This is a genomic window from Kitasatospora sp. NPDC088548 (genome assembly GCF_044753005.1).
Lineage (GTDB): Bacteria > Actinomycetota > Actinomycetes > Streptomycetales > Streptomycetaceae > Kitasatospora.
Window position 1 is genome coordinate 111,609 of sequence record NZ_JBIVMI010000002.1, and the last position, 24,014, is coordinate 135,622.

At 74.5% G+C, this 24,014-nt stretch carries 25 protein-coding genes; 15 read left to right on the forward strand and 10 right to left on the reverse strand.

Features of this window, described 5'->3' with window-relative positions:
• The first annotated feature begins 8 nt into the window (after positions 1-8).
• From ACIP82_RS03515 to ACIP82_RS03530, 4 genes are all read left to right on the forward strand, one after another.
• Entirely contained in the window at positions 9-449 is a 441-nt protein-coding gene (locus ACIP82_RS03515) for an SRPBCC family protein (RefSeq protein WP_363604959.1), read from the forward strand.
• An 87-nt stretch (positions 450-536) separates the two neighbouring features.
• Complete coding sequence (locus ACIP82_RS03520; RefSeq protein ID WP_363604961.1) at positions 537-1,196, forward strand: hypothetical protein; 660 nt, start codon at positions 537-539, stop codon at positions 1,194-1,196.
• A 92-nt stretch (positions 1,197-1,288) separates the two neighbouring features.
• On the forward strand, positions 1,289-2,122 hold the full coding sequence (locus ACIP82_RS03525; protein ID WP_400650444.1) for a DsbA family protein: 834 nt from the start codon (positions 1,289-1,291) through the stop codon (positions 2,120-2,122).
• Positions 2,119-2,742, forward strand: a complete 624-nt coding sequence (locus tag ACIP82_RS03530; RefSeq protein ID WP_400650447.1) for a vitamin K epoxide reductase family protein — start codon at positions 2,119-2,121, stop codon at positions 2,740-2,742. The genes ACIP82_RS03525 and ACIP82_RS03530 overlap by 4 nt, the downstream gene beginning before the upstream one ends.
• Before the next feature lie 82 nt (positions 2,743-2,824).
• Here ACIP82_RS03530 and ACIP82_RS03535 read toward each other — a convergent pair whose 3' ends face one another.
• Positions 2,825-3,823, reverse strand: coding sequence for an adenosine deaminase (locus ACIP82_RS03535; protein ID WP_363604965.1), 999 nt, complete (start codon positions 3,821-3,823; stop codon positions 2,825-2,827).
• 182 nt (positions 3,824-4,005) lie between these two features.
• Here ACIP82_RS03535 and ACIP82_RS03540 point away from each other — a divergent pair, with 182 nt between their 5' ends.
• Entirely contained in the window at positions 4,006-4,287 is a 282-nt protein-coding gene (locus tag ACIP82_RS03540) for a DUF6158 family protein (protein WP_400650449.1), read from the forward strand.
• A 127-nt stretch (positions 4,288-4,414) separates the two neighbouring features.
• Positions 4,415-5,803: an NADP-dependent succinic semialdehyde dehydrogenase gene (locus tag ACIP82_RS03545; RefSeq protein WP_400650451.1), complete on the forward strand. Its 1,389-nt coding sequence runs from the start codon at positions 4,415-4,417 to the stop codon at positions 5,801-5,803.
• A 61-nt stretch (positions 5,804-5,864) separates the two neighbouring features.
• Here the strand turns inward: ACIP82_RS03545 and ACIP82_RS03550 are convergent, their stop codons facing one another.
• Complete coding sequence (locus ACIP82_RS03550; RefSeq protein ID WP_363604970.1) at positions 5,865-6,146, reverse strand: hypothetical protein; 282 nt, start codon at positions 6,144-6,146, stop codon at positions 5,865-5,867.
• Positions 6,147-6,188: 42 nt separating this feature from the next.
• Entirely contained in the window at positions 6,189-7,184 is a 996-nt protein-coding gene (locus tag ACIP82_RS03555; RefSeq protein ID WP_400650454.1) for a Ku protein, read from the reverse strand.
• Positions 7,185-7,323: 139 nt separating this feature from the next.
• Here ACIP82_RS03555 and ACIP82_RS03560 point away from each other — a divergent pair, with 139 nt between their 5' ends.
• Positions 7,324-7,557, forward strand: a complete 234-nt coding sequence (locus ACIP82_RS03560) for a hypothetical protein (protein ID WP_400650457.1) — start codon at positions 7,324-7,326, stop codon at positions 7,555-7,557.
• A gap of 344 nt (positions 7,558-7,901) precedes the next feature.
• On the opposite strand, the gene ACIP82_RS03565 is transcribed toward ACIP82_RS03560, so the two are convergent.
• Entirely contained in the window at positions 7,902-9,107 is a 1,206-nt protein-coding gene (locus tag ACIP82_RS03565; protein WP_400651132.1) for a metallophosphoesterase, read from the reverse strand.
• Positions 9,108-9,382: 275 nt separating this feature from the next.
• Between ACIP82_RS03565 and ACIP82_RS03570 the strand changes: the two genes are divergently transcribed.
• The 5 genes from ACIP82_RS03570 (at position 9,383) to ACIP82_RS03590 (ending at position 17,417) form a co-directional block, all read left to right on the forward strand.
• The gene (locus ACIP82_RS03570) at positions 9,383-10,813 is read left to right on the forward strand and encodes an amino acid permease (protein ID WP_363604974.1); all 1,431 of its coding nucleotides are present in this window, start codon (positions 9,383-9,385) and stop codon (positions 10,811-10,813) included.
• A 132-nt stretch (positions 10,814-10,945) separates the two neighbouring features.
• Positions 10,946-11,866, forward strand: a complete 921-nt coding sequence (locus ACIP82_RS03575; RefSeq protein WP_400650459.1) for an EI24 domain-containing protein — start codon at positions 10,946-10,948, stop codon at positions 11,864-11,866.
• A gap of 574 nt (positions 11,867-12,440) precedes the next feature.
• Positions 12,441-13,139, forward strand: coding sequence for a transglycosylase SLT domain-containing protein (locus ACIP82_RS03580; RefSeq protein WP_400650462.1), 699 nt, complete (start codon positions 12,441-12,443; stop codon positions 13,137-13,139).
• Positions 13,140-13,283: 144 nt separating this feature from the next.
• Complete coding sequence (locus ACIP82_RS03585; protein ID WP_363604978.1) at positions 13,284-14,306, forward strand: glycosyltransferase; 1,023 nt, start codon at positions 13,284-13,286, stop codon at positions 14,304-14,306.
• A 201-nt stretch (positions 14,307-14,507) separates the two neighbouring features.
• The gene (locus ACIP82_RS03590) at positions 14,508-17,417 is read left to right on the forward strand and encodes an FAD-binding and (Fe-S)-binding domain-containing protein (protein WP_400650464.1); all 2,910 of its coding nucleotides are present in this window, start codon (positions 14,508-14,510) and stop codon (positions 17,415-17,417) included.
• Between the two features lie 47 nt (positions 17,418-17,464).
• On the opposite strand, the gene ACIP82_RS03595 is transcribed toward ACIP82_RS03590, so the two are convergent.
• The gene (locus ACIP82_RS03595) at positions 17,465-17,929 is read right to left on the reverse strand and encodes a CBS domain-containing protein (protein ID WP_363604980.1); all 465 of its coding nucleotides are present in this window, start codon (positions 17,927-17,929) and stop codon (positions 17,465-17,467) included.
• Between the two features lie 91 nt (positions 17,930-18,020).
• Positions 18,021-19,004 (reverse strand): slipin family protein, encoded by a 984-nt coding sequence (locus tag ACIP82_RS03600; RefSeq protein ID WP_400650466.1) that lies wholly within the window; start codon positions 19,002-19,004, stop codon positions 18,021-18,023.
• A gap of 178 nt (positions 19,005-19,182) precedes the next feature.
• Between ACIP82_RS03600 and ACIP82_RS03605 the strand changes: the two genes are divergently transcribed.
• Entirely contained in the window at positions 19,183-19,974 is a 792-nt protein-coding gene (locus ACIP82_RS03605; protein ID WP_363604982.1) for a uracil-DNA glycosylase, read from the forward strand.
• Between the two features lie 18 nt (positions 19,975-19,992).
• On the opposite strand, the gene ACIP82_RS03610 is transcribed toward ACIP82_RS03605, so the two are convergent.
• Entirely contained in the window at positions 19,993-20,880 is an 888-nt protein-coding gene (locus tag ACIP82_RS03610; protein ID WP_363604983.1) for a CHAD domain-containing protein, read from the reverse strand.
• Between the two features lie 244 nt (positions 20,881-21,124).
• On the opposite strand from ACIP82_RS03610, the gene ACIP82_RS03615 reads away from it, so the two are divergent.
• On the forward strand, positions 21,125-21,610 hold the full coding sequence (locus ACIP82_RS03615; RefSeq protein WP_363604984.1) for a signal peptide protein: 486 nt from the start codon (positions 21,125-21,127) through the stop codon (positions 21,608-21,610).
• Positions 21,611-21,637: 27 nt separating this feature from the next.
• Here the strand turns inward: ACIP82_RS03615 and ACIP82_RS03620 are convergent, their stop codons facing one another.
• The 3 genes from ACIP82_RS03620 to ACIP82_RS03630 all read right to left on the reverse strand — a co-directional run bounded on the left by ACIP82_RS03620 (position 21,638) and on the right by ACIP82_RS03630 (position 22,560).
• Positions 21,638-21,916 carry a hypothetical protein gene (locus tag ACIP82_RS03620; RefSeq protein ID WP_400650469.1) on the reverse strand — a complete coding sequence of 93 codons (279 nt, stop codon included), beginning with the start codon at positions 21,914-21,916 and terminating at the stop codon, positions 21,638-21,640.
• Positions 21,917-22,009: 93 nt separating this feature from the next.
• Positions 22,010-22,396, reverse strand: coding sequence for a hypothetical protein (locus tag ACIP82_RS03625; protein ID WP_400650472.1), 387 nt, complete (start codon positions 22,394-22,396; stop codon positions 22,010-22,012).
• The gene (locus ACIP82_RS03630; RefSeq protein ID WP_363604987.1) at positions 22,393-22,560 is read right to left on the reverse strand and encodes a hypothetical protein; all 168 of its coding nucleotides are present in this window, start codon (positions 22,558-22,560) and stop codon (positions 22,393-22,395) included. Before ACIP82_RS03630 ends, ACIP82_RS03625 begins: the two co-directional genes overlap by 4 nt.
• A gap of 724 nt (positions 22,561-23,284) precedes the next feature.
• On the opposite strand from ACIP82_RS03630, the gene ACIP82_RS03635 reads away from it, so the two are divergent.
• On the forward strand, positions 23,285-23,965 hold the full coding sequence (locus tag ACIP82_RS03635) for a hypothetical protein (protein WP_363604988.1): 681 nt from the start codon (positions 23,285-23,287) through the stop codon (positions 23,963-23,965).
• Positions 23,966-24,014: the final 49 nt, after the last annotated feature.

The window sequence follows — 24,014 nt, forward strand, 5'->3', positions numbered from 1 at the left end:
CGCCCCGCATGAGCACGCTCGAGGAAGAGATCGACATCGACGCCCCGGTACTGGCCGCCTGGGAGCAGCTGCACCGGGTCCACGACTATCCGCGGTTCGTCGCCGGGGTGCGCAGCGCCTCCCCGCACGGCCGGAACCTGGCCCATCTCGGGGTGGAGATCGACGGCGCCGAACAGGACGTGGAGACCGAGATCACCGACCGGGGCCGGGGCCGGGTGATGTCCTGGCGGACGCTGGCCGGCCTGCCGTTGCGGGGCGCCTTCGCACTGCTCCCGCTCGACCCGGGCCACACCCGGCTGCAGATCCGCGTCGAGTACGACCCGGAGGCGGTGCACGAGGCGTTCGGCGGTCCGCACGGCTTCGCCCAGGCCGGGGCGATCGAACGGGCGGTGCGGACCGACCTGAAGCTGTTCCGCGATCTGGTCGAAGCCCGGGTAGGGGCCGCATAAGCCCAGCTCAGAACGGGCGGTGAGGATCTTCACAGCGGACCTTCGGCCCGGTGGTCCACGTTTCAACCTGTGGCAGACTCGGATGCCATGGACATCAGCCCGGTCTCCAGGACGCTCCGCGCGGCGGTCTTCGCCGCGCTGGTCGTGCTGCTCGCCGGGCTCGGTCAGGTGCTGGTCACCGGCCGTCCGCTGCCGCTGGGCACGCTGGCACCGGCCGGCGTCGCCGTCTTCGCGGTGGCGTTCGCCCTGGCCGGCTCCGAGCGCCGCTACCCGGCGATCGCGGCGGTCTTCCTGCCGCTGCAGCTGGGCCTGAGCGCCCTGTTCGGCCTCGCCCAGACCACCTGTCCCTCGCTGCCGCCCGGCACCGCGCGCGGCTTCGAGCCGCTGCTCTGCGGCGGCGGCTCGCTCGGCGGCTTCCTGCTGGGCCACGGCGTCCCGGAGTCGGCCGGGGTGCCGCTGCTCCTTCTGCTGCACACCGCGATCGCGCTGACCGGCGCCTTCTGGCTGCGCCGTGCCGACGCCGCGCTGACCGGGCTGGCGCAGGCCGCCCGGACGCTGGGCGACTTCCTGCGGCACTTCCTCCCGGCGGCCGCCCACTGGCGGCTGCTGCTCGCCGCGCCCGTCCCGGCCCGGCCGGTGGCCCGGGTGCCGTTCCCGCGTGCCAGCCGGGTCCGTGTCCCGGTCGAGGACGTGGTGGCCCGCCCGGCCGTCCGGCGTGGTCCGCCGGCGCTCGCCCCGGCCTGCTGAGCACCTCCCTTCCGCGGTCCTCCGCCGGTCTCTCGCCGCGCCCTCGCGCGCCCGCATCCCTCCCGACCGAGAGCACAGGACGACACCCCGCCATGAGCAACACCCCGAAGAAGCCGCAGAACGCCCGCCCGCAGAACGCCGGGGGCGCCAAGGCCGCCGCCCGCCGAGCCGCCACCGAGCGGATGCGCGAGGAGCGCCTGCGCGCCGAGCGGTCCGCGAAGATCCGCCGCCGGACGATCGTCGGCGCCGCCTCCGCCGCGGTGCTCGCCCTGGCCGCGGGCGTGGCCTTCGCCGTCGGCGGCTCCTCCGGCCCCGGCGACGCGGCGGCGAACGGCCCGCTGGTCACCCCCGCCAACGCGAGCGGCGCCGACGGCACCGTGATCACCTACGGCAAGGCCGACGCCCCGCACACCCTGGAGATCTACGAGGACTTCCGCTGCCCGTACTGCGAGCAGTTGGAGACCACCAACGGCAAGACCATCCAGCAGCTCGCCGACGACGGTACGTACAAGATCGAGTACCATCTGGCGACGTTCCTGGACAAGGGCCTGGGCGGCAAGGGCTCGCGCACCGCGCTGGCCGCCGCCGGCGCCGCGCTGAACGAGGGCGTGGACAAGTTCAAGCAGTTCCACGACGTGCTCTACGCCAACCAGCCGGACGAGCGCCAGGACGCCTTCGGCGACGTCAACCACCTGCTCGACCTGGCCGGCCAGGTGCCGGGGCTGAAGACGGACGCCTTCGTGAAGGCCGTCCAGGACGGCACCTACGCGCCGTGGGCCAACGAGGTGAACAAGTCGTTCGACAAGAGCGGCGTCACCGGCACCCCGACGGTCAAGCTGGACGGCAGGAAGCTGGAGGTCTTCGGAGGCAACGGGCCGGTCGGCCCCGAGCAGTTCACCGCCATGGTCAAGCAGGTGACCGGATGACGGCCGCCACCCCCGCCACCGCCCCCCGGACGTACGGCGCGGGCCGGCCCTTCGCGTTGCTGCTGCTGATCGGCGGGGCGATCGGGCTGTTCGCCTCCGCCGTCCTCACCCTGGACAAGATCCGGCTCCTCGAGGACCCGTCGTACGTCCCCAACTGCAACATCAACCCGATCATCAGCTGCGGCTCGGTCATGCGCAGCGACCAGGCCGAGGCCTTCGGCTTCCCCAACTCGCTGCTCGGCCTGATCGGCTTCGCCGTCGTCATCGCGATCGGCGCCGGTCTGCTGGCCGGGGCGACGTACCGCCGCTGGTTCTGGCTCGGCCTCCAGGCCGGGACGGTCTTCGGCATCGGCTTCGTGACCTGGCTGATGTACCAGGCGCTGTACCGGATCGGCGCGCTCTGCCCGTACTGCATGGTGGTCTGGGCGGCGATGATCCCGCTGTTCTGGTACACCACCCTGCACAACCTGCGGTCCGGTGTCATCCCGGCCCCGCGCGCGCTGCGCCCGGTGGTCCGGGAGGCCGCCCGCTACCACTGGGTGGTGCCGGCGCTCTGGTACGCGGTGATCGCGCTGCTGATCCTCAACCGGTTCTGGTACTACTGGAGCACTCTGCTCTGAGTCCCCCGGCCGCGTCCTCCCGCCCGCCCCGGACCACCGCGGGGCCTGGACGGACGGGAGGACCCCGGTCTCCTGACGGGCGTCAGGCCACGGTGCGCCCGAACTCGTACGCGGCGACCTCGGCGAGCAGGAGGGCGCGGCGCTCGTCGTCCAGGAAGGACGCGCGGAAGGAGTTCGCGGCCAGCAGGCGCAGCGTCTCGGGGTCGAGGTCGAGCGCGGCCTCGACGGCGCGGAAGTTGTCGTCGACGTAGCCGCCGAAGTACGCCGGGTCGTCGGAGTTGACGGTGACCAGCAGGCCGGCCGCGAGCATGGTGCGCAGCGGGTGGTCGGCGAGGGTGTCGATGCAGCGCAGCCGGACGTTGGAGAGCGGGCAGAGGGTGAGCGGGATCTGCTCGCGGACGAGGCGGTCGACCAGGTCGGCGTCCTCCAGGCAGCGCAGACCGTGGTCGATGCGCTCGACGCCGAGGACGTCCAGGGCCTCGGTGATGTAGCCGGCCGGGCCCTCCTCGCCGGCGTGGGCGACGCGGCGCAGCCCGGCCTCGGCGGCACGGCGGTAGACCTCGCGGAACTTGGCCGGCGGGTTGCCGACCTCGGCCGAGTCCAGGCCGATGCCGGAGATCCGGTCGAAGTAGGGGCGGGCGGCCTCGAAGGTCTCCAGGGCCGACTCGGCGGACTGGTCGCGCAGGAAGCACATGATCAGCCGGGTGCTGATGCCGTACCGCTCCTCGGCGCGGGCGAGGGCGCGGGTGAGCCCCTGGACCACGGTGCCGAGCGGGACGCCGCGTGCCGTGTGCGCCTGCGGGTCGAAGAAGATCTCGGCGTGCCGGACACCCTGCTCGGCGGCCCTGGCCAGGTAGGCGTCGGCGAGGTCGGCGAAGTCGTCCTCGGTCCGCAGGACGGCCATCAGCGCGTAGTACAGGTCGAGGAAGGACTGCAGGTCGCTGAAGGAGTACGCGCGGCGCAGCTCCTCGGTGTCCGCGTACGGGAGGGTGATGCCGTTGCGGGCGGCGAGGGCGAAGGCGAGCTCGGGCTCCAGGGTGCCTTCGATGTGCAGGTGGAGTTCGGCCTTGGGGAGGGGCATGCGTGATTCGTTTCGGTCGACGGGGAGGGGATCGAAGGAGGGCGCGGCGGGACGCACAGAGGGACAAACAGGCGTAAAGAACCATCCTATGATCCGATCGAGTTATCCCGGGCGCCGGGCGGGGAACGAGTAACGCCAGAGGGGGTTGGTCCTGCGCGGCTCCGCCGAGGAGGTAAACGGACATGCGGCACCCCGACGCTCCGCACCCCAGACCCGCGGGCATCTCCGCGCACGCCCTGGGGAACGACACGCTGCTGCACGAGCTGGAGCAGCTGCACCGCACCCGCCACGAGACCTTCCTGTACGGCTCGGAGGAGGCGCTGAACCGGCACACCCCGCGAACCGGTGAGCTGGAGGCGGAGTTCCTGCGCCGGTTCCCCAACCGGCAGGTCACCGCGGCCCGGACCAGGGCCGGGGCCCGGGCCCGGGAGGCGGCGGCCCGGGTGGAGTCGCTGCCGGAGTAGGGGCGGGCTGCGCCGGACCGGCCGCCGCCCGGCGGGACACGCCGGGCGGCGGTGGCGGGCCCGGGGTGGGACGTCGGCGAGGGTGGAGGATCAGACCCCACGGACCGCGACCCTCTGGGAGCCCCCGATGCCCATCGCCAGCGTCAACCCCGCGACCGGCAAGACCCTGGAGACCTTCGAACCGCTCGACGCCGCCGGTGTCGAGCAGCGGCTGGCCCGCGCCGAGGCCGCCTTCGGCGCCCACCGCCTCACCTCCTTCGCCCACCGCGCCGAACTGCTGCGCCGCGCCGCCGACCTGCTGGACGAGGACCAGGAGGCCGTCTCCCGCACGATGACCGAGGAGATGGGCAAACCGCTGACGGCCGCCCGCGCCGAGACCGCCAAGTGCGCCAAGGCGATGCGCTGGTACGCCGAGCACGCCGAGGAACTGCTCGCCGACGAGCACCCGGACCAGGCCGACGTCGCCGACTCCGGCGCCGCCCGCGCCTACGTCCGCTACCGTCCGCTCGGCGTGGTGCTGGCCGTGATGCCCTGGAACTTCCCCCTCTGGCAGGTCGTCCGGTTCGCCGCGCCCGCGCTGATGGCGGGCAATGTCGGCCTGCTCAAGCACGCGTCCAACGTGCCCCGCACCGCGCTGGCCCTGGAGGAGCTGTTCCGCCGGGCCGGCTTCCCCGAGGGCTGCTTCCAGACGCTGCTGATCGGCTCGGACGCCGTCGAAGACGTGATCCGCGACCGCCGGGTGGCCGCGGTCACGCTCACCGGCAGCGAGCCGGCCGGGCGGGCGGTCGCCGCGACGGCCGCGGACGAGGTGAAGAAGGCCGTGCTGGAGCTGGGCGGCAGCGACCCGTTCGTGGTGCTGCCGAGCGCCGACCTGGACGCCGCCGTGCGCACCGCCGTCCGCGCCCGGGCGCAGAACAACGGGCAGTCCTGCATCGCCGCCAAGCGCTTCATCGTGCACACGGACGTCTACGAGCGGTTCACCGCCGCGTTCACCGAGGCGATGCGGGCGCTGACGGTCGGCGACCCGCTGGACGAGGCGACGGACGTCGGCCCGCTGGCCAGCCGCCAGGGCCGCGCCGACCTGGAGGAACTGGTCGAGGACGCCCGCGCGCACGGCGCCCGGGTGGAGTGCGGCGGCCGTCGCCCCGAGGGGTGGGACGACGGCTGGTTCTACGAGCCGACCGTCCTGACCGGCATCACCCCGGCGATGCGCGTCCACCAGGAGGAGACCTTCGGGCCGGTCGCCACCGTCTACCGGGCGGCGGACCTGGACGAGGCGGTGGCCCTGGCCAACGACACGCCGTTCGGGCTCAGCTCCAACGTCTGGACCGACGACCCGGCCGAGCAGGAGCGCTTCGTCCGGGACATCCAGGCGGGTGGGGTGTTCTTCAACGGCATGACGGCCTCGCACCCGGCGCTGCCGTTCGGCGGCGTCAAGCGCTCGGGGTTCGGGCGGGAGCTGTCCGGGCACGGGATCCGGGAGTTCTGCAACGTCACCACGGTGTGGCTCGCCTGAACCCCGGCACACCCGCCGACCGGCGTCCGACCCGCCCCTCCGGTCGGCGTCCCCGGCCGGGTCAGCCCGCCATGCGGTGCCTGCCCCGGCCGGGCGTCAGCCAGCGCGCGACCACGCCGCCCAGCGCGATCAGGGTCAGGCCCCACACGATGCTGAAGATCACCAGCATCGGGAGCCAGCTCACCTGCGCTCCGATCGCGCCGAGCCCGAGCGAGAGCGCGACCATGAACACGACCGCCGTCGGGCTGAGGCCGAGCAGGGCGTGCCAGGCCCGGTGCGCCCGGCTCGGATGCTGCGGGGCTTCGGGGCCGGTGTCGAGTTCCTTGTAGGTCAACAGGTCCATCTGGATCGCCTCCGGACGTCGGGGGGACTGCCGGTGAGCAGCTCACGAGGCCTTGCGGGGAGCTGCGGACTTCCTGGTGGTGGTCTTCTTCGCGGTTGTGCTCTTCACTGACGCGCTCTTCACGGACGCCTCCTTCGCGGTCCGGGTCCCGGCGGCGGGCTTCTTCGCGGGGGCGCGCTTGCGTGGCGCCGCCGCCTCCGACTCCGGCTCCCCGGCTGCCGCCTCCGCGTCGGGCGGCGCCTCGGCTGCCCGCCCCCGGTGCCCGCCCCTGGCCTGCCGGAGGCTGCTGCGCAGCGCCTCCATCAGGTCGATGACGTTGTCCGGCGCCTCGCCCGGCTCCTCCTCGTGCGGCACCTCCACCCCCTGGATCCGGGCCTCGACGACCTGCTGGAGCGCCTGCTGGTAGTCGTCGTGGAGCTGGGAGAGGTCGAAGCCCTCGGAGAGGGTGTCCATGAGCGAGCGCGCCATCCTGAGCTCCTGCGGCCGGACGGCGATGTCCTCCTCGGGGGCGATGCCGGCCGCCGAGCGGACCTCGTCGGGCCAGATGCAGGTCTGGAGCACCAGTGTCCCGTCGTGCACCCGCAGGACGGCCGGCGACTCCCTGGTCCGCAGCGCGATCTTGGTGACCGCGATCCGACCGGACTCGGTGAGCGCGTCGCGCAGCAGGGCGTACGGCTTGGCGGCGGCCTGGTCGGCGACGCCGACGTAGTACGCCTTGGAGAACATCAGCGGGTCGATCTCGGCGGCGTCGACGAAGGCCAGCACGTCGATGATCTTCTTGCTGGGCAGCGGCAGGTCGGCGAGGTCCTCGTCGGTGAGCGTGACGGTCCGCCCGTCGGGCGACTCGTAGCCCTTGGCGATCTCCGCGTACGGGACCTCCTTCTCCTCCCGCTCGCAGTACCGCTTCATCCGCACCCGCCCCCCGTCCCTGGCGTGCACCTGGTGCAGCGGGACGTCGTGCTCCTGGGTGGCGGAGTACAGGTGAACGGGGATGCTGACCAGCCCGAAGCTGATCGTCCCCTTCCAGGTGGTCTGCATGGGGTCGCCCCTTCCCGGAGGTTCCCGCTCATCGGAGCATCCCGCTCCGGAGATTCCCACTCTGCCCGCCTTTACCCCGATCGGCCACAGGATCGCCGCCGGGCCCGTCCGGGCGGAGAATGGGCGGCGGCGCGAGGAGGTGGACGCGGTGCGCGGCGTGGAGCGGCCCGGCTGCCCGCCCCCGCCACCGGAGCGGACGGTCTACCGCGTGACGTACACGGTGGCCGGCCGGGCCGGGGTGCGGCGGGCGGACGTCACCGTGCTGCCCGGGTACTCGCAGGAGCGCGACATCCCGCGGATCCTGGCCGCCCGTCTCACCGGGCGGCCGACGGACGCCCGACGGATCACCCTGCTGGACGTGACCGAGCGGTAGCCCCCGGCGCCGGGGCGGGCCGCCACCCGGACCGGGGAGAGCACCGTGCCGTGTCTTCGGCCGATTCGGACATTCCTCCGCCCAGGGCTTGTCCGACGATTCCCGCCGCGCGCTGATGCGACGCGATTCGTCGGACAAGCCCTAGCATCGGGATTCGATCATTTCGCGCCCCCGCCCGGGTGACGGACCGTCAAATCCCTTTCCCCGGAGAGTCCATGCCGTCGCCCCGACACCACGCCCCCGCACCGCCCGCACCGCCCGCACCTCCGGGCCGGCCAGGCGCCCCGCGGCCCATCGGCGAGCGGTGCGCCCGGCACCTCGCCGCCGGGCGGGGGCACCGGGGATCAGACCTGCAACGAGGCCAGCGTGACGATGGTGATGTCGGACGGCGCGCCGACCCGGACCGGTGGGCCCCAGGCGCCCGCGCCACGGGTCACGTAGAGCTGGGTGTCGCCGTAGCGTTCCAGGCCGGCCACGGTCGGGTTGGCGAGTTCGGCCAGGTAGTTGCCGGGCCAGAGCTGGCCGCCGTGGGTGTGGCCGGAGAGCTGGAGGTCGACGCCGTGCCGGACGGCGTCGTGGATGGTCACCGGCTGGTGCGAGAGCAGGACGGAGGTACGGGCCCGGTCGCGGTCGCCGAGCGCCTTGCCGAAGTCCGGGCCGTCCCCCTGGTCCCGCCCGGCGATGTCGTTGACCCCGGCCAGGTCGAAGCCGGCCAGCTCGACCCGCGCGTTCTGCAGCGGGTGGACGCCCAGTTCGCGGATGAAGTCGACCCAGGGCCCGGCGCCGGAGAAGTACTCGTGGTTGCCGGTGACGAAGTAGGCGCCGTCGCGCGCCCTCAACCGGGCCAACGGTTCGGCTTCGCGGCCGAGTTCGGCCACCGAGCCGTCCACCAGATCCCCCACGACGGCGATCAGGTCCGGCTGCGCGCCGTTGATGGTGTCGACGATCCGCCGGGTGTGCGCGCGGCCCAGGATCGGACCGAGGTGGATGTCGCTGACGACGGCGATCCGGTAGCCGTGGGCCCGCGCGGGCAGCTTCGCGAGCGGCACGGTGACCTGCTTCAGCCGCGGCCCGCGCAGCACGCCGTACGTACCGTTGCCGACGACGGCCGCGGCCGCGCCCGCGGCGCCGATCGCGACCGTGCGGGCGACGAACAGCCGGCGCTCCGGCGAGGGGGCCATGACCGACGATTCATCAGTTTCCTTTTCTTCCAGGGCGGTTGGCTCCACAGTGTGCCGGCGCGGCAGCCGGAGCAGCAGCGGCCGGACGGCCTCGCCCACGGCGAGCGCCAGCAGCAGGTAGAGCAGCACCGCGAGCCAGAGGTAGCCGGGCCAGGCCAGCCACCGCTCGACGGCCAGCGGCAGCGCGCGCCCGCCGACCAGGGCGCCGACCGCGAGCAGGGGCAGCAGGACGGCGAGCACCGTACCGGCCCTGCGCCACCAGCCGCCCGGCGTGGAGACGTCGCGCACCAGGCGCCGCCAGAGATACCAGTGTGCCAGGGTCAGCAAGGCGAGGACGGCGAGGAGGCCGAGCACCAAGAAGGCGATCATCACGCCGCCAGTATGTACGGCCCGTTGACGAATCCCCGCGCCGGGCTCCAGCACCTCCCGAGCGCCTTTCGCTGCGTCAGATCTGAGCTTTTCCGGACCCCATTTCACCCGCTCTGACCTGCCCCTTTATGTCCGGTGAGCGAACATTTACCAGAACGTTGTTCCGATATGCGGAAGGAGAAAGTAGGTTGCACCGCAATGCGCGGATCCGTCCCCCCACCCTCCGGCGCACGTGCCGAGGGGCAGGCCGCGCTGGAAAGGCACAGGCACCCTTGATGAGTGCGGAAACCACCACCCCCGCCGTCTCGCCCCCCGCCGGCGGCTCCACCCCACCCCCGGCCGACGGTCACCTGAAGGCGGGACTCAAGAACCGCCACCTGTCGATGATCGCGATCGGCGGTGTGATCGGCGCCGGCCTGTTCGTCGGCTCCGGCGCGGGCATCGCGACCACCGGCCCCGGCATCCTGCTCTCGTACACCCTCGCCGGCGTGCTGGTCGTCCTGGTGATGCGGATGCTCGGCGAGATGGCGGCGGCCGATCCGCAGAGCGGCTCGTTCTCGGCGTACGCGGACCGGGCGCTCGGCCGGTGGGCCGGGTTCAGCATCGGCTGGCTGTACTGGTTCTTCTGGGTCGTGGTGCTCGCCGTGGAGGCCACCGCCGGCGCGAAGATCCTCAACAACTGGATGCCGGGCGTGCCGCAGTGGGCGTTCGCACTGATCGTGATGGCGGTACTGACCGCGACCAACCTGTTCTCGGTCGCCTCCTACGGCGAGTTCGAGTTCTGGTTCGCCGGGATCAAGGTGGTGGCGATCGCCGCCTTCCTGGTGGTCGGCACGCTGGCCGCGTTCGGGCTGCTGCCCGGCACCCACGCGGTCGGGATGACGAACCTGACCGGCCACGGCGGCTTCCTGCCGCACGGCGTGGGGGCGGTGTTCACCGGCATGCTCACGGTCGTCTTCGCCTTCATGGGCAGCGAGATCGTCACCCTGGCGGCCGGCGAGTCGGAGGACCCGCAGAGGGCGGTCCGCAAGGCGACCAACAGCGTGATCTGGCGGATCGGGATCTTCTACCTGGGCTCGATCCTGCTGGTGGTGACCCTGCTGCCGTGGGACGCCGCCTCGGTCAAGGGCAGCCCGTACGTGGCCGTGCTGGAGCACATAGGGATCCCGGGCGCCGCCCAGGTGATGGACGTGATCGTGCTGACCGCCGTGCTGTCCTGCCTCAACTCCGGGATGTACACCGCCTCCCGGATGGCCTTCTCGCTCGGCCGGCGCGGGGACGCCCCCAGGGCGTTCGCCTCGGTGACCAAGCGCGGGGTGCCGCGGGTCGCGATCCTCTCCTCGGTGGTCTTCGGCTTCGTCGCCGTCTTCTTCAACTACACCTCCCCCAACACCGTCTTCGCCTTCCTGCTGAACTCCTCCGGTGCGGTGGCGCTCTTCGTCTGGCTGGTGATCTGCTTCTCGCAGCTGCGGATGCGGCGGATCATCGAGCGCGAGACCCCCGAGCGCCTGACCGTGCGGATGTGGCTGTACCCGTACCTGACCTGGACCGCCATCGGCATGATCGGGTTCGTGGTGGCGTACATGTTCACGGACGCCGACGGGCGGAAACAGATGTACTTGTCGCTGGTCGCCGCAGCGATCGTGCTGGTGGCGTCGGCCGTGGTGGGCCGCCGGCGGCGGACGGCGGTGGCGGCGGCTGCCTGAGCCACCGCACCGCCCAGGGAACGCCGGGCCCGGAAGCCGATGCGGAGGCTTCCGGGCCCGGCGGCGTTCCGGTACCCGCTCGTGACGGAACGGACATGACCCGCGGACCGGGAGCCCCTACGCTTTCGTGCTGTGCGAGATCTTGCGGCGGGGATGGGATACCTGGTCAAGGGCCAGAGGTGGGTGGGGCGGCACGGCCGCTGGTGGGCGTTCGGGATGCTGCCCGCGCTGCTCACCCTGGCCGGGTACGCGGTGGCGCTGGTGTTCCTCGGGGGCTGGTCGGACGACCTCGCCGAGTGGGCCACCCCGTTCGCGGACGGCTGGGGCTCGCCGTGGCAGGGCCTGCTGCGCACCGCGCTCGCCGCGGTCGTCTTCGGCGGCGGGCTGCTGATCTCGCTGATCACCTTCACCGCGGTCACCCTGCTGGTCGGGCAGCCGTTCTACGAGTCGCTCTGCGCGAAGGTCGACGAGAGCGAGGGCGGCGCGCCCACCCCGCCGGACGTCCCGCTCTGGCGCGAGCTGTGGACCGCGGCGCGGGACAGCCTGTTCGTGCTGGTCCGGGTGGCCGGGTTCGGCATCCCGCTGTTCGTCTGCGGGTTCATCCCGGTGGTGGGGCAGACGGTGGTACCGGCGGCCGGGTTCCTGGTGTCCGGCTTCTTCCTCGCGGTCGAGCTGACGGCGGTGGGCCTCCAGCGGCGCGGGGTGCCGCAGCGCGAACGGATCCGGCTGCTGCGCGCCCGGCTCGGGCTCTCGCTCGGCTTCGGGGTGCCGCTGATCCTGGCGTTCCTGATCCCGCTGGTGACGGTCCTCGCCATGCCCGGCGCGGTGGCCGGTGCCACGCTGCTGGCCCGCGACCTGGTGCCGGTCGAGGAGGGCGCCGAGGATGCGGAGGCGGGCACGGAGGCGGGCGCCGACGGACCGGAGGCCGTCGGCGGGGCGGCCGTGCCGGATGTGCCCCCCTACGACCGGTCCGGGCCGCCCGTCCCGGGCAACCCGTACGCGAGCGCTCCTCCGCGGGCGGTCGCCGGGCCCGACCCGCACCCGACCCCCTGAACCGGTGACCCGCCGGTCACCCTGCGCCACTCCCCGCCGCCCGGGCCGCCCCGGCGTGTGAGGCCGCCCACACGGGTTTTGCCACCTACTGCCGCCGATAGTGGTCACCCCCGGGCCGGACCGGCTCCGGCGGACGGAAGCGCGCCGCCCACCCGGGGCTCCGGGGCGCGGGCACTCCCCGCCGCCCCGGAAGAACCCAGGCCACCGGCCCGCTCCACCCCGTCGTTCGACGACGAGGCGCCCCGAGCCCATCGATTGCCTCAATCGGACAAAACCTTTCAAAGCGCCCGGCCTCGGCCGGGCGCTTCGTCGTCCGCACCCGCCGTGTCCACTACCGGCCGTAGTACCGAGCGCCTTTGCCGCCCGTCCCGGGCTCTGCCAAGAATGGCCCGTCGCCAGGCAGCGCGGACCGCACCACCCACCGCGTACCCCGCCCGCCCCGCAGTTCCTCCGCCGGGGCGCCACGGCCGTCCCGGACGGCACCGCGGGCCCGCTCCCCCCGAGCACGCTCGCGCGATGTCCGGCCCCCGCGTGCCACCGGCACGGCCCCCGACGGAAAAGGATCGCCCGCTCCATGCAGCTCAGCCATGCCCGCCGAAACTCCCTGATCACCGGTGTCACCACCCTCGTGGTGGCCGGCGCGGCCACCGCCGCCCTCGCCATCCCGCAGAGCGGCGGCAACGGCGCCGAGGCCACCGCCCCGGTGGCCGGTGTCTCCGTGGACGGCCGACCGGTCGGGGACCAGGCCCAGGCGGACGCGACGGCTGCCGCCGCCGCCCAGGCGGAGGCCGAGGCACAGGCGCAGGCAGAGGCACAGGCGCAGGCAGAGGCGCAGGCCGCCGCCCAGGCTCAGGCCGAGGCGGACGCCGCCGCCCAGGCGCAGGCCGCCGCTCAGGCCGAGGCCGACGCGAAGGCCAAGGCGGACGCCGAGGCCGCCGCCTCCCGCTCCCAGGCGCGCTCCGACCTCAACAGCAAGCCCACGTACTCCGGCAGCCCCCGCGAGATCGCCGCCCAGATGGTCCCGGCCGGCCAGTTCCAGTGCTTCAGCAACATCGTCTCCCACGAGAGCAGCTGGAACCCCAGCGCCACCAACGCCTCCTCCGGCGCCTACGGCCTGGTCCAGGCCCTCCCCGCCTCCAAGATGGCCTCCGCCGGCTCCGACTGGCGCACCAACCCCGCCACCCAGATCAAGTGGGGCCTGGACTACATGAACTCCCGTTACGGCAGCCCCTGCGGCGCCTGGTCCTTCTGGCAGTCCCACCACTGGTACTGATCGGCGGCGGCTCACCGGCGTGGACACATCCGGCATACCGGGTGAAGATATGGCGGACGTACGTACGTTTTGACGGGTATTGATCAGAATTGAGCGCCTGCGGGGCTTTGCCACCTCCCGCAGGCGCTCCTACGCTCCGGCGTCATGCCCTCACCCCTGATCAGCGTCGTGCTCCCCGCCTATGACCAGCGGAAACAGCTGGCGGACTGCCTGGACTCACTCGTCGGCCAGTCCTTCCGCGACTTCGAGGTCGTCGTGGTCGCGGACCGCTCCCCCGACTGCCCGGCCGGTCTCGTGGACGCCTTCGCGGCGCGCCACCCCCGGATCTCCGTCCTCCGCCTCGACGCGGCCGTCGGCGTCGGTGTCAGCCGCAACGCGGGGGCCGCCCGGGCGGTGGGCGAGTACCTGCTGTTCCTGGACGCCGACCACCTGCTGCCCCGGGACGGCCTCCGGACGCTGGCCGACCGGCTCGACCGGACCGGGCCGGTGGACGTCCTGCTCTTTGGGCACACCCGCCACCACGCCGGGCGCGACTGGCCCGGTGGCGCGGAGACACTGCTGGCCGAGGCCGGGCCGGAGGTGGCCGGGCCGCTCGACCGGCCCGCGCTGTTCGGCGCGCCCGCCCTGGTCTGGGACCGGCTGCTGCGCCGCGACCTCTGGCACGACCACGGCCTCGCCTTCCCCGACGGCCGGTACGAGGAGATCCCGGTCGCCCACCGGGCGATGCTGGCCGCCGGGCGGATCGCCGTCCTGCCGCGCGCCTGCGTCCAGTTGCGGCGCCGGGAGACCGTCCACCCCGTGGGCTCGCCCGGCAGCAGCCGCTTCGACATCTTCGAGCAGTACGAGCGGAGCTTCGCCCTGCTGGACGAGCGGCCCGGGCTGGACGCCGTCCGCGACGCCCTCTTCACCCGGATGATCCGGCACTACCTGTTCGTCTTCGACCTCGCCGGGTGCGTGGCCCGCGCCGAGCGCCCCCAGTTCTTCCACCGCGCCGCCGAACACCACCGCCGGTTCCAGCCCCCGGGCCACCGGCGGCCGGCCGGTCGCGAGGGCGTCAAGTTCTCGCTGCTGGCGGGCGGCGCCTACCCGGCCTTCGAGATGGCCAAGCTCTCGCACATCGCGCGCGGGACGCTCACCGGCTCGGCCCGCCGGAAGGCCTCGGCCTGACGGCCCGGTGAACGGCCCGGTGAACGACCCGGTCCGACGGCGCCCGGGTCGAAGGCGGGTGCGGGTGCCAGGGCCGGGTGCGGGTACGCGCCACTCCGTCGGCCGCACGCCGGGGTGGCCCGTACCCGTCCCGGCGTCCGGCTGCGATGATCGGCGGGACCTCTGCCGCCCCGCCCGCCGAACCGTACCGGGAGGACCCGTATGAGCCGCCCCTCCGCCACCCCCGGCACCGATCTGGCCCGCGAGCTGGCCGCCACACTGCGCGGCGAGGTCCGGTTCGGCGCGGCCGAGCGGGCCGTCTACAGCCAGGACGCGTCCAACTACCGCCACCTGCCACTCGGCGTGGTCAAACCGGCCGACCTGGACGACGTGCGCACGGCGCTCGCGCTCTGCGGGCAGTACGGCGTTCCGGTGGTGGCGCGCGGGGCCGGCACCAGCGTCGGCGGGCAGGCGATCGGCCCGGGAGCCGTCGTGCTGGACTTCCGCCGCCACCTCGGCGCCGTCCTCGACGTGGACCCGGAGCGCCGCACCGCCCGGGTCGAGCCCGGCGCCGTCCTGGACGACCTGCAACGGGCCGCCCGCCGCCACGGTCTGCGGTTCGGGCCGGACCCGTCCACGCACAGCCGGTGCACGCTCGGCGGCATGATCGGCAACGACTCCTGCGGTGCGCACTCGGTGGTCTGGGGCCGCACCAGCGACAACGTCGAGTCGCTGGACCTGCTGCTCGCCGACGGCACCGAACTGACCGTCGGCGGCGCGCTCGGCCCCGCCGAACGCGCCGCGCTGCGGGCGTTCCCCGGCCGGGTGGGCGAACTCCACCGGGACCTCCAGGACTTCACCGACCGCAACCTGGCCACCATCCGCCAGGGCATGCCGAGCCTGCCGCGCCGCACCTCCGGCTACCCGCTGGACGCGCTGCTGCCCGAGCACGGCCACCACCTCGCCCGCGCGCTCACCGGCACCGAGGGCACCTGCGCGCTGCTGCTCGGCGCCACCGTCCGCCTGGTCGAGGAGCCGGCCGCCCGCGCCCTGGTGGTGGCCGGCTACCCCGACGAGGGCGCGGCCGCCGACGCCGTCCCCGCCCTGCTGCCGCTGCGCCCGCTGACCGTCGAGGGCATGGCCGCCGACCTGATCGCCGCCCTGCTCGCGGCCGGCCCCCGACCGCCCGCGCTGGACCGGCTGCCCGAGGGCGCGTGCTGGCTCTTCCTGGAGACCGGCGGCACGACGCCGGCCGAGGCGCTCGACGCCGCGCGCCTCCTCGCCGACACCGTACGGCGGGAGCGCCCGGCCACCGCCACCGTGGTGACCGATCCCGGCGAGCAGCGGCAGCTCTGGGGGGTGCGCGAGGCCGCCGCCGGGATCGTCACCCGGCTGCCGGGCGGCGCGGCCGGAGGGGGGATCGAGGCCTGGCCCGGGTGGGAGGACTCCGCGGTGCCGCCGGAGCGGCTCGGCGACTATCTGCGCGACCTGCGGGCGCTGCTTCGCCGCCACAGTCTGCGCGGCGTTCCGTACGGGCACTTCGGCGAGGGCTGCGTCCACCTGCGGATCGACTTTCCGTTGACCGAGCCCCAAGGGGTGCTGGTCTTCCGGGAGTTCATGGAGCAGGCGGCCGATCTCGTGGTCTCGTACGGCGGTTCGCTCTCCGGTGAGCACGGCGACGGCCAGGCCCGCGCCGAGTTGCTGAGCCGGATGTACCCGTCCGAAATCATCGGCCTGTTCGGGGAGTTCAAGCGGATCTGGGATCCGGGCAACGTCCTCAACCCGGGTGCGCTGGTGGACCCGCGCCCGCTGGACGCCGATCTGCGCTTCGCCGGGCCGGTCCGCCCGCTGCCGCTCGCGCTCCCGTACCCGGGTGACGACGGCAGCCTGCTGAAGGCCGTGCACCGGTGCGTCGGGGTCGGCAAGTGCGTCGACACCAGCACCGGGGTGATGTGCCCCAGCTACATGGCGACCAGCGAGGAACGCCACTCCACCCGGGGCCGGGCCCGGCTGCTCGCCGAGATGCTGCGCGGCGAGTCGATCCCGGACGGCTGGCGCTCGCCGGAGGTCCGGGAGGCCCTGGACCTCTGCCTCGGCTGCAAGGGGTGCGCGAGCGACTGCCCCGTCCACGTCGACATGGCCACCTACCGGACCGAGTTCCTGTACCAGCACTACCGGCACCGGCCGCGGCCGGCCGCGCACCTCTCGATGGGCTGGCTGCCGCTCTGGCTGCGGGCCGCCGCCCTCGCCCCCGGCGCGGCCAACCTGATCGCCCGCTCCCCCGTCGCGGGCCCGCTGAAGCGGCTCGGCGGGATCGACCCGCGGCGGGTGGTCCCGGTCTTCCCGCCGGAGACCTTCACCCGCTGGTACCGGCGCCACCGCGCCGCGCACCCCGCCCCGGTGGGCGCGCGGCCCGTCCTGCTCTGGCCGGACACCTTCTCCGAGCATCTCCAGCCCGGCGTGCTCCGCTCCGCCGTCGAGGTACTGGAGCATCTGGGCTTCGACGTCCGGCTGCCGTCCGGGCCGGTCTGCTGCGGCCTGACCTGGTACTCCACCGGCCAACTCGGCACCGCCCGGCGGGTGATGCGCCGCAGCCTGCGCGCGCTGGCCGGCACCGGGCTGCCGGCCGACACCCCCGTGGTCGGCATGGACCCGAGCTGCACCGCCACCCTGCGCGAGGACCTGCCCCGCCTGCTCGGTCCCGAAGGCCGCCCGGCGGCCGAACGGACCCGCACCTTCGCCGAGTTCATCGACGCGTACGCGCCGGACGCCCCGCTCCCGCGGCTCCCGCTGGACGCCATCACCCAGACCCACTGCCACCAGCACGCCGTCCTCGGCACCGCCGCCGACCGCCGGGTCGAGGCCCGGATGGGCCTGCACAACCGCGTGCTGGACTCCGGCTGCTGCGGACTGGCCGGCAACTTCGGCTTCGAGCAGGGGCACTTCGAGGTCTCGGTGGCGATCGCCGAGCGGGTCCTGCTGCCCGAGGTCCGGGCCGCGTCCGCCGACACCGTGATCCTGGCCGACGGCTTCAGCTGCCGTACCCAGATCTCCCAACTCGCCCAGGGGCGCCAGTCCCTGCACCTGGCGGAGCTGATGGCGCGGGCGCTGCGGGAGGCGCCCGGGGCCTGAACCCCCGGGCGGGAGCGGCGGCGCCCGGGTGGTTCCCGGGCCCCGGGTCAGCCGCCCTGGGCGCTCGTGGCGCTCTCCGCCGCCGGTTCCTCCTCGGCGCAGACCGCGGACACGAACTCCGCGACCCTGGCCTGCGGCAGCCCGCGCGCGATGTCCGCCTCGCTGATCATCCCGACGAGTTCGTGCTCCGGGTGGTTGATCACCGGCAGCCGCCGCACCCGGTACTGCTCCATCACCCGCAGGACCTGTTCGGTGTCCTCGTCCGCCTCCACGGTCATCGGCCGGCCCTGGGCCAGTTCACCGGCGGTCACCCGCGCCGGATCCCGGCCCTCGGCAACGCACTTCAGCACGATGTCCCGGTCGGTGAGGATGCCCAGCAGCTTCTGCTGCTCGCCGCAGATCGGCAGCGCCCCGACGTGCCGTTCCCGCATGATCCGGGCCGCGTCGGCGAGGGTCTCGTGCTCACCCACGCACTCCGCCCCCTGGTGCATGATGTCGCTGGCTCTGGTCATGATCGGCCTCCTGACGTGCCTGCCACTCCCGTTACTCCATCGTGGTCCGGCCCGGGGGCCTCCGCCACCGGGCGCCGCGCCACCGCCGCCGTCACCCGGCCCGCTCGACCCGCGGCCCGTCCTGCCCACTCTCCCGCCTGCCCGGCTCCGGGTGCGCCACGCCGTCCGGCGCGTCCAGCGGCGACTGTTCCAACAGCTCTTCCAACGGGGGAAGTTCGAGCTGCTCCACCCCGGGCGCCACGGCCTCCGCCGCGCCCGTCCCGACCTCCGCCGGCGGCTCCTCGGCCTGCGCCGCCGACCGGTGGTGCGCGTCGGTCGCGCTGTCCAGGAACCGCAGCAGCTCCACCGGGAAGGGCAGCACCAGGGTCGAGTTCTTCTCCGCGGCCACCTCCACCACGGTCTGCAGCAGCCGCAGTTGCAGCGCCGCGGGGGTCGCGCTCATCACCGCCGCCGCCTCCGACAGCCGCGCCGACGCCTGGTACTCGCCGTCCGCGGTGATGATCCGCGCCCGGCGCTCCCGCTCGGCCTCCGCCTGCCGGGACATCGATCGCTTCATCGACTCCGGCAGCGCGACGTCCTTGATCTCCACCCGGTCGATCTCGATGCCCCAGCCCAGCGCCGGGCTGTCGATCATCAACTCCAGCCCCTGGTTGATCGGTTCGCGGTTGGCCAGCAGGTCGTCCAGCTCGCTCTTGCCGATGATCGAGCGCAGTGAGGTCTGCGCGACCTGCGAGATCGCGAAGTTGTAGTCCTGGACGTTGACGATCGCCTTCACCGGGTCTTCCACCCGGAAGTACACCACCGCGTCCACCCGGACGGTGACGTTGTCGCGGGTGATGCCCTCCTGCGCGGGGATCGGCAGCGTCACGATCTGGACGTTCACCCGCCGCAGCCGGTCCGCCACCGGCATCAGCGCCACCAGCCCCGGCTCCCGCAGCTGCGGGCGGACCCGGCCGAACCGGAACACCACACCCCGCTGGAACTGCTGCACGACCCGCAGGCTCAGCCCGGCCCAGACGCCCACCAGCCCGATGGCCCCCAGCACCGCCCCCAGCACCGCATCGAAAATCAGCATCGCGGTCTCTCCTCGCGCGCACCAGCACGCCCCGGCCGTCACCGACCCGGCCGAGCCGGGGTCCGCCGGAACCACCGGTTCCACGCTACGCCTGCCGGGGCGCCGCCGAAACGGCTCCCCCACGCCCCTGGTACAGGCGGCCCGGTGCGGGACCCTACGGAACCCTAGGATCGTGCCCATGCCCCAGCGCCCGGACGAAGGCCCCGCCACCGACCCCGGCCACCCCCGTCACCCGGCCGAGGCCGCCGCCCGCGCGGACGGGCTGGCCGTGCTCGACCGCGTCGTCACCGGCTGCCGGGCCTGCCCGCGCCTGGTCGCCTGGCGCGAGGAGACCGCCCGCACCAAGCGCCGCGCCTACCAGGACTGGGACTACTGGGCCCGCCCGATCCCCGGCTTCGGCCCGCCCGACGCGCCGCTCGTCCTGGTCGGCCTCGCCCCGGCCGCGCACGGCGCCAACCGCACCGGGCGGATCTTCACCGGCGACCCCTCCGGCGACCTGCTCTACGCCGCGCTGCACCGGCTCGGGCTGGCCAACCGCGCCGAGTCGGTCCGGCACGGGGACGGGCTGCGCCTGCACGGCGTCCGGATCACCGACCCGGTCCGCTGCGCCCCGCCCGACAACAAGCCGACCACCGCCGAACGCGACACCTGCCGCCCCTGGATCACCCGGGAGCTGGAGCTGATGCGGCCCACCGTCCGGACCGTGGTCGCGCTCGGCGGCTTCGCCTGGCAGGCGCTGCTCCCGGCGGTCGCCGCGGCCGGCTGGCTGCTCCCCCGCCCCCGTCCGGTCTTCGGCCACGGCGCCCACGTCACCCTGGCCGCCGCCGACGGCGGCCCGCCGCTGGAGCTGTACGGCTGCTACCACGTCAGCCCGCGCAACACGAACACCGGGCGCCTCACCACCGCCATGCTCCGCGACCTGCTCCGCACCGCCGCCCGCTCCGCGGGCCTCGCCCCGCGCGAGGACTGAGCACCGGCGGGAGACCCGCTACCCGAAGCGGGCCAGGCGCCGTTTCGCCGCCCGGGCCCACACCGGTGCGAGGTCCCGCCGGGCCGCCTCGGCGGCCGCCAGCTGCTGCCCGTAGAGCACCCCGTAGCCGAAGGTCCGGCCGGCGCCGGGGGCGGTGGCGCGTTCGAGCAGGGCGGTCGCCGCGACGACCGCGTCCTGGTGCTCCCCGAGCACCTCCTGGACCGCCTTCATCCGTTCGGCGTACCGCTCCGCCGCCGGGCCGACGGCCGGGGCCGCCGTCTCCCCCGCGTAACGGGCCCGCTTCGCGGCCTTCCGCGCCTCGTGCAGGGCCCGGTCACGCGCGGGCGGGTCAGCGGCGGCCCGGGCCAGCCGCACGCGCTCGGCCGTCCGGCGCTGCTCGCGCGCGGCGACCCTGGCCAGCTCCGGCACGGCGGCCCGCTCGGCGCGCCCGCGCAGCGGAGGGTCGGCGAGCAGCGCGGCCAGGCCCGCCGCCAGGGCCTGCCGCCGGGGGCTGTCCAGCGCCGCGACGACCTCCGGCCGGACCCGCCGGTACTCCTCCCGCCCCCACCGCTCCAGCTCGGCCGCGACCTGCTCGGGTCCGCACTCCGGCGGCAGCTCCCGGGCCCGCGCCACCAGCCGCTCGGCCAGCACCTCCCGGTCCCGGGCCCGCCCGAGGGCGGAGGCCAGCCACCGCAGCTCGGCCACCAACTCGTCGGTGGCGCCCCGGACGAACAGTCGCCGGTACGTCCGCAGCGCGCTGCGCAGCCGTCGGCAGGCGACCCGCATCCGGTGCACCGCGTCCGGTTCGTCCGCCCGCACGGCCGCGTCCAGCCCGGCCAGTACGGCGGCCTGCGCCCCGATCCGGTCGAGCAGCACCCGGCCCGCGGTGGGCTCGGCTTCGGCCATGCGCGCTCACCCCCTCGTCGGGGCTTCCGGTACGTCTTCCAGGCTAGATGATCGATGCCAAGGGCTCGTACGGGTGCCGCACGAGCATCTCCCCGTGCACGGCCATCGGACCGGCCGTCGGCCTCAGGCCGATCGTGCGCCCGCCGCATGCGGCTTTCCGCGGGAGGGGGCAGGGTGGAGGGATACGGATCCGCCCGAACCGTCGACGCGCCCGGTGACGCGGCCGTCGGCCGAAGGAGGTGCCGTGCGCACCCGGAAGATCCCCCGCCGGAGCCTGGCCCTGGCCGTCGCGGCCCTCGCCGCCCTGCCGGCCGCCGCGCTCACCTCCCCCGCCCAGGCGGCGACCGGTGCCCCGCCGGTCGGCTTCGTGGAGCTGCCCAGCAGCCCGGTGCCGTCCGACCACGGGAAGCGGGTGTTCACCGTCACGTACCGCAACGACGCGTCGACGGACCGGACCGTGGCGCCGCAGATCCTGGTCGAGTCCCCCGAGCGGGGCCCCTACCTCGATCCGTCGGACATCCGGCTCGAAGTGCTGGCACCCGACGGCCACTGGCGCACCATGCCGCTCGCCAGCCAGACCGGCACCCTGTACACCCGGCTCACCCCGGCGAAGGTCGTCCTCCACGGCCACCACACCCTCACCGGGCGGTACCGGCTCACCGTCGTCGGAACGCTCCTCGGAACGGTCGGGCGAGGGACGATCGAACCGAGGGTGGCGCTCTACGCCTGACTCACCCGGAAAAGCCTGACGCGCCCGCTACGGCAGCGGCGCCGGGGTGAAGGTCCCGGCGGGGGCGTCGCGCCAGACCGGACCGGCCAGGGCGCCGCCGAAGACCTGGCCCACCACCCTGCCGCCGATGCGCCGGCCGTCCGGGGGCTTCGGGTCGTCGGTGTCGCCGACGACGGTCGCACCGGCCATCTCGGGGGTGCGGCCGACGACCTCGGACGCCACCAGGGCCGCACCCAGGGCGGCGTGCTGGTCCCTGGTTCCCCGGTGCCGGGAGACCGCGCCGGACGCCGCCCGGGACCGGGCCACCCGATCCGGTGCGTGACCGCCTCCTGTCCCGGCGGACCGCTCAACCCTCCTGCGGCGTCCGCCCGATGACGCGCCGGACCGCAACGCGCCCGGCTACGGCCGGAGTTGGAGCGCCAGGGACATGGTGTAGCCGACCAGGGCGGCGAAGAGGCAGACGGCGGTGGTGTAACGCGGGGTGAAGGGCAGGCCGGCCAGGGAGGGGTAGAGGAGGACGGCGGCACCGGCGGCGATGTCGGCGGCGTAGAGGCCGCCGGGCGGGGCCGCGCCGGTGGAGCGCGCCGCCCAGCCGGTGGCGATCAGGAAGCCGGTGAGGAGGGTGAAGCCGGACAGCAGGCCGGAGCCGATCCCGTAGATGGCGGGGTGGGGTTCGGGTGGGTCCTCGCCCTCGGGGACGGCGGGGCGCAGCCGGTGGGCGACGGCGAGAGCGGCGACGGCGATCGCCATGGCCGCGGCGGCGCTGAGGAGCGGGCCGGGGTTCATCTGCGGCTCCGGGGTGTCGGGTGGAAGTGGCCGAGGGCCGCTGCGAGGACGGCCGGGACCAGGACGACGATGATCAGCACAGCGGTCCAGACCACCGGGTCGAGGGCGGGCGGGGGCGGAGCGCCGCTGGTCGGCGGCAGTGCGCCGACGATCGCGACGGTCACGGCGGGCGCGGGTGCGGCCGACGGCGGCGGGGCGGGAGGCGGTGGAAGCTCCGCCGGCGAGGGTGAGAACGACGGCACGGCCGACGGTGACGCCCGGTGCGGTGCCGGCTGCTCCCGGCCCGGCTCGGCGCTCTCGGCCGCCGGGGCCGACGGGGCGGCCTGCCACGGCGCCGGCGACGACCACGGGGGCGTGGACGGGACCGGCACAGCGTCCGGCGCAGCGTTCGTCGGAGCGGAAGGAGTGGACGGAACGGGAGGAGAGGGCGAAGCGGGTACCGGCGAGGGCGTGGCCGAAGGCGCCGGACAGTGCTCCCACGGCGGGTGCACCGTCGGCGGATCGGGTGCCACCGGCGGATCGATCACGGGCGGATCGATCACCGGCGGACCGACCGCCGGCGGGGCGGGCGGCAGGGGCGGCAGCGGAGGCGCCGGCGGACGTACCGTCGGCGGGCTCGGGCTGAACGGCGGCCCGGGGTGCGGGTTCCACTGGCCGGGGGCGGCGAGGGTGTGGTCCATCGCCAGATTGTCGAATCGCCCCCGCCGCCGACGGCAGCCCCTGACGGTGCCTCAGCCGTCCTCGCCGTCCCAAACCCACCCAGCCGGTGAACTCCCCGCCGTTCCCCCGCGAACGAACGACCACGGAGGGGCAATCTGTTCGGGCTTGTGACCACGACCGCCGACGCACCCTCGTCCCGGGTGTAAACGTCGTGGCATACTCCGGGGCGTGACGACTTCCACGCACGCGACGAGGGCCCTGCGGGCCGCGGTGTTCACCGCGTTCGCCGTGCCGCTGTCCGCGCTGGGGCAGGTCGTCATCACCGGTCGCCCGCTGCCGCTCACCCTGGTGGTGGCCGCGACCGCGGTCGTCTTCCTGGTCGCGGCCGTGCTGGCCGGCCGGGAGCGCCGGCTGGTGCACATCTCGGCCGTGCTGGTCCCGGTCGAGCTGATGCTCAACACGACCTTCAATCTGGGCCAGGCCGGCTGCGGCCCGGCCCTCGGGGCGGAGCACGCCCCCGCGCGCGGCATGAACCTGCTGGTGTGCGGCGGCGGTTCGGTCGACGGGTCGCTGTTCTCCGGGCAGTTGGGACACACCGGGCCGCTCGCACCCGCCGTCACCCAGCTGCTCGTCCTGCTGGTCCACCTGCTGGTCGCGCTGGCCGCCGCCGTCTGGCTGCGGCTGGGCGACGCCGCCCTGTCGGGCCTGGCCCGCTCGCTGCGCGCGTTGCGCCAGTCGCTCGCGGCCCCGCTGCGCGCCCTGTTCCTGCTGCTGGCCCCGGCTCCGGTCCGGCCGGTGCTGCGGGTGCCGCTGCCGGTCTCGGACCGGCCGCGGCCGCGTCGCGAGGCCGTGGTGCTCAGCCCGGCGCCCCGGCGTGGCCCGCCGTCGGCCTTCGCGCCCGCCTGCTGACGACCCCGCCGCCACGGCGGCCCCGGGAGCACCCGGACACCCCCGCAGG

Bases quoted from the DNA above. Each gene is read 5' to 3' on its own strand.
- ACIP82_RS03515 (WP_363604959.1), top strand. From the start codon at position 9: ATGAGCACGCTCGAGGAAGAGATCGACATCGACGCCCCGGTACTGGCC.
- ACIP82_RS03520 (WP_363604961.1), top strand. From the start codon at position 537: ATGGACATCAGCCCGGTCTCCAGGACGCTCCGCGCGGCGGTCTTCGCC.
- ACIP82_RS03525 (WP_400650444.1), top strand. From the start codon at position 1,289: ATGAGCAACACCCCGAAGAAGCCGCAGAACGCCCGCCCGCAGAACGCC.
- ACIP82_RS03530 (WP_400650447.1), top strand. From the start codon at position 2,119: ATGACGGCCGCCACCCCCGCCACCGCCCCCCGGACGTACGGCGCGGGC.
- ACIP82_RS03535 (WP_363604965.1), bottom strand. From the start codon at position 3,823: ATGCCCCTCCCCAAGGCCGAACTCCACCTGCACATCGAAGGCACCCTG.
- ACIP82_RS03540 (WP_400650449.1), top strand. From the start codon at position 4,006: ATGCGGCACCCCGACGCTCCGCACCCCAGACCCGCGGGCATCTCCGCG.
- ACIP82_RS03545 (WP_400650451.1), top strand. From the start codon at position 4,415: ATGCCCATCGCCAGCGTCAACCCCGCGACCGGCAAGACCCTGGAGACC.
- ACIP82_RS03550 (WP_363604970.1), bottom strand. From the start codon at position 6,146: ATGGACCTGTTGACCTACAAGGAACTCGACACCGGCCCCGAAGCCCCG.
- ACIP82_RS03555 (WP_400650454.1), bottom strand. From the start codon at position 7,184: ATGCAGACCACCTGGAAGGGGACGATCAGCTTCGGGCTGGTCAGCATC.
- ACIP82_RS03565 (WP_400651132.1), bottom strand. From the start codon at position 9,107: ATGATCGCCTTCTTGGTGCTCGGCCTCCTCGCCGTCCTCGCCTTGCTG.
- ACIP82_RS03570 (WP_363604974.1), top strand. From the start codon at position 9,383: ATGAGTGCGGAAACCACCACCCCCGCCGTCTCGCCCCCCGCCGGCGGC.
- ACIP82_RS03580 (WP_400650462.1), top strand. From the start codon at position 12,441: ATGCAGCTCAGCCATGCCCGCCGAAACTCCCTGATCACCGGTGTCACC.
- ACIP82_RS03585 (WP_363604978.1), top strand. From the start codon at position 13,284: ATGCCCTCACCCCTGATCAGCGTCGTGCTCCCCGCCTATGACCAGCGG.
- ACIP82_RS03590 (WP_400650464.1), top strand. From the start codon at position 14,508: ATGAGCCGCCCCTCCGCCACCCCCGGCACCGATCTGGCCCGCGAGCTG.
- ACIP82_RS03595 (WP_363604980.1), bottom strand. From the start codon at position 17,929: ATGACCAGAGCCAGCGACATCATGCACCAGGGGGCGGAGTGCGTGGGT.
- ACIP82_RS03600 (WP_400650466.1), bottom strand. From the start codon at position 19,004: ATGCTGATTTTCGATGCGGTGCTGGGGGCGGTGCTGGGGGCCATCGGG.
- ACIP82_RS03605 (WP_363604982.1), top strand. From the start codon at position 19,183: ATGCCCCAGCGCCCGGACGAAGGCCCCGCCACCGACCCCGGCCACCCC.
- ACIP82_RS03610 (WP_363604983.1), bottom strand. From the start codon at position 20,880: ATGGCCGAAGCCGAGCCCACCGCGGGCCGGGTGCTGCTCGACCGGATC.
- ACIP82_RS03625 (WP_400650472.1), bottom strand. From the start codon at position 22,396: ATGAACCCCGGCCCGCTCCTCAGCGCCGCCGCGGCCATGGCGATCGCC.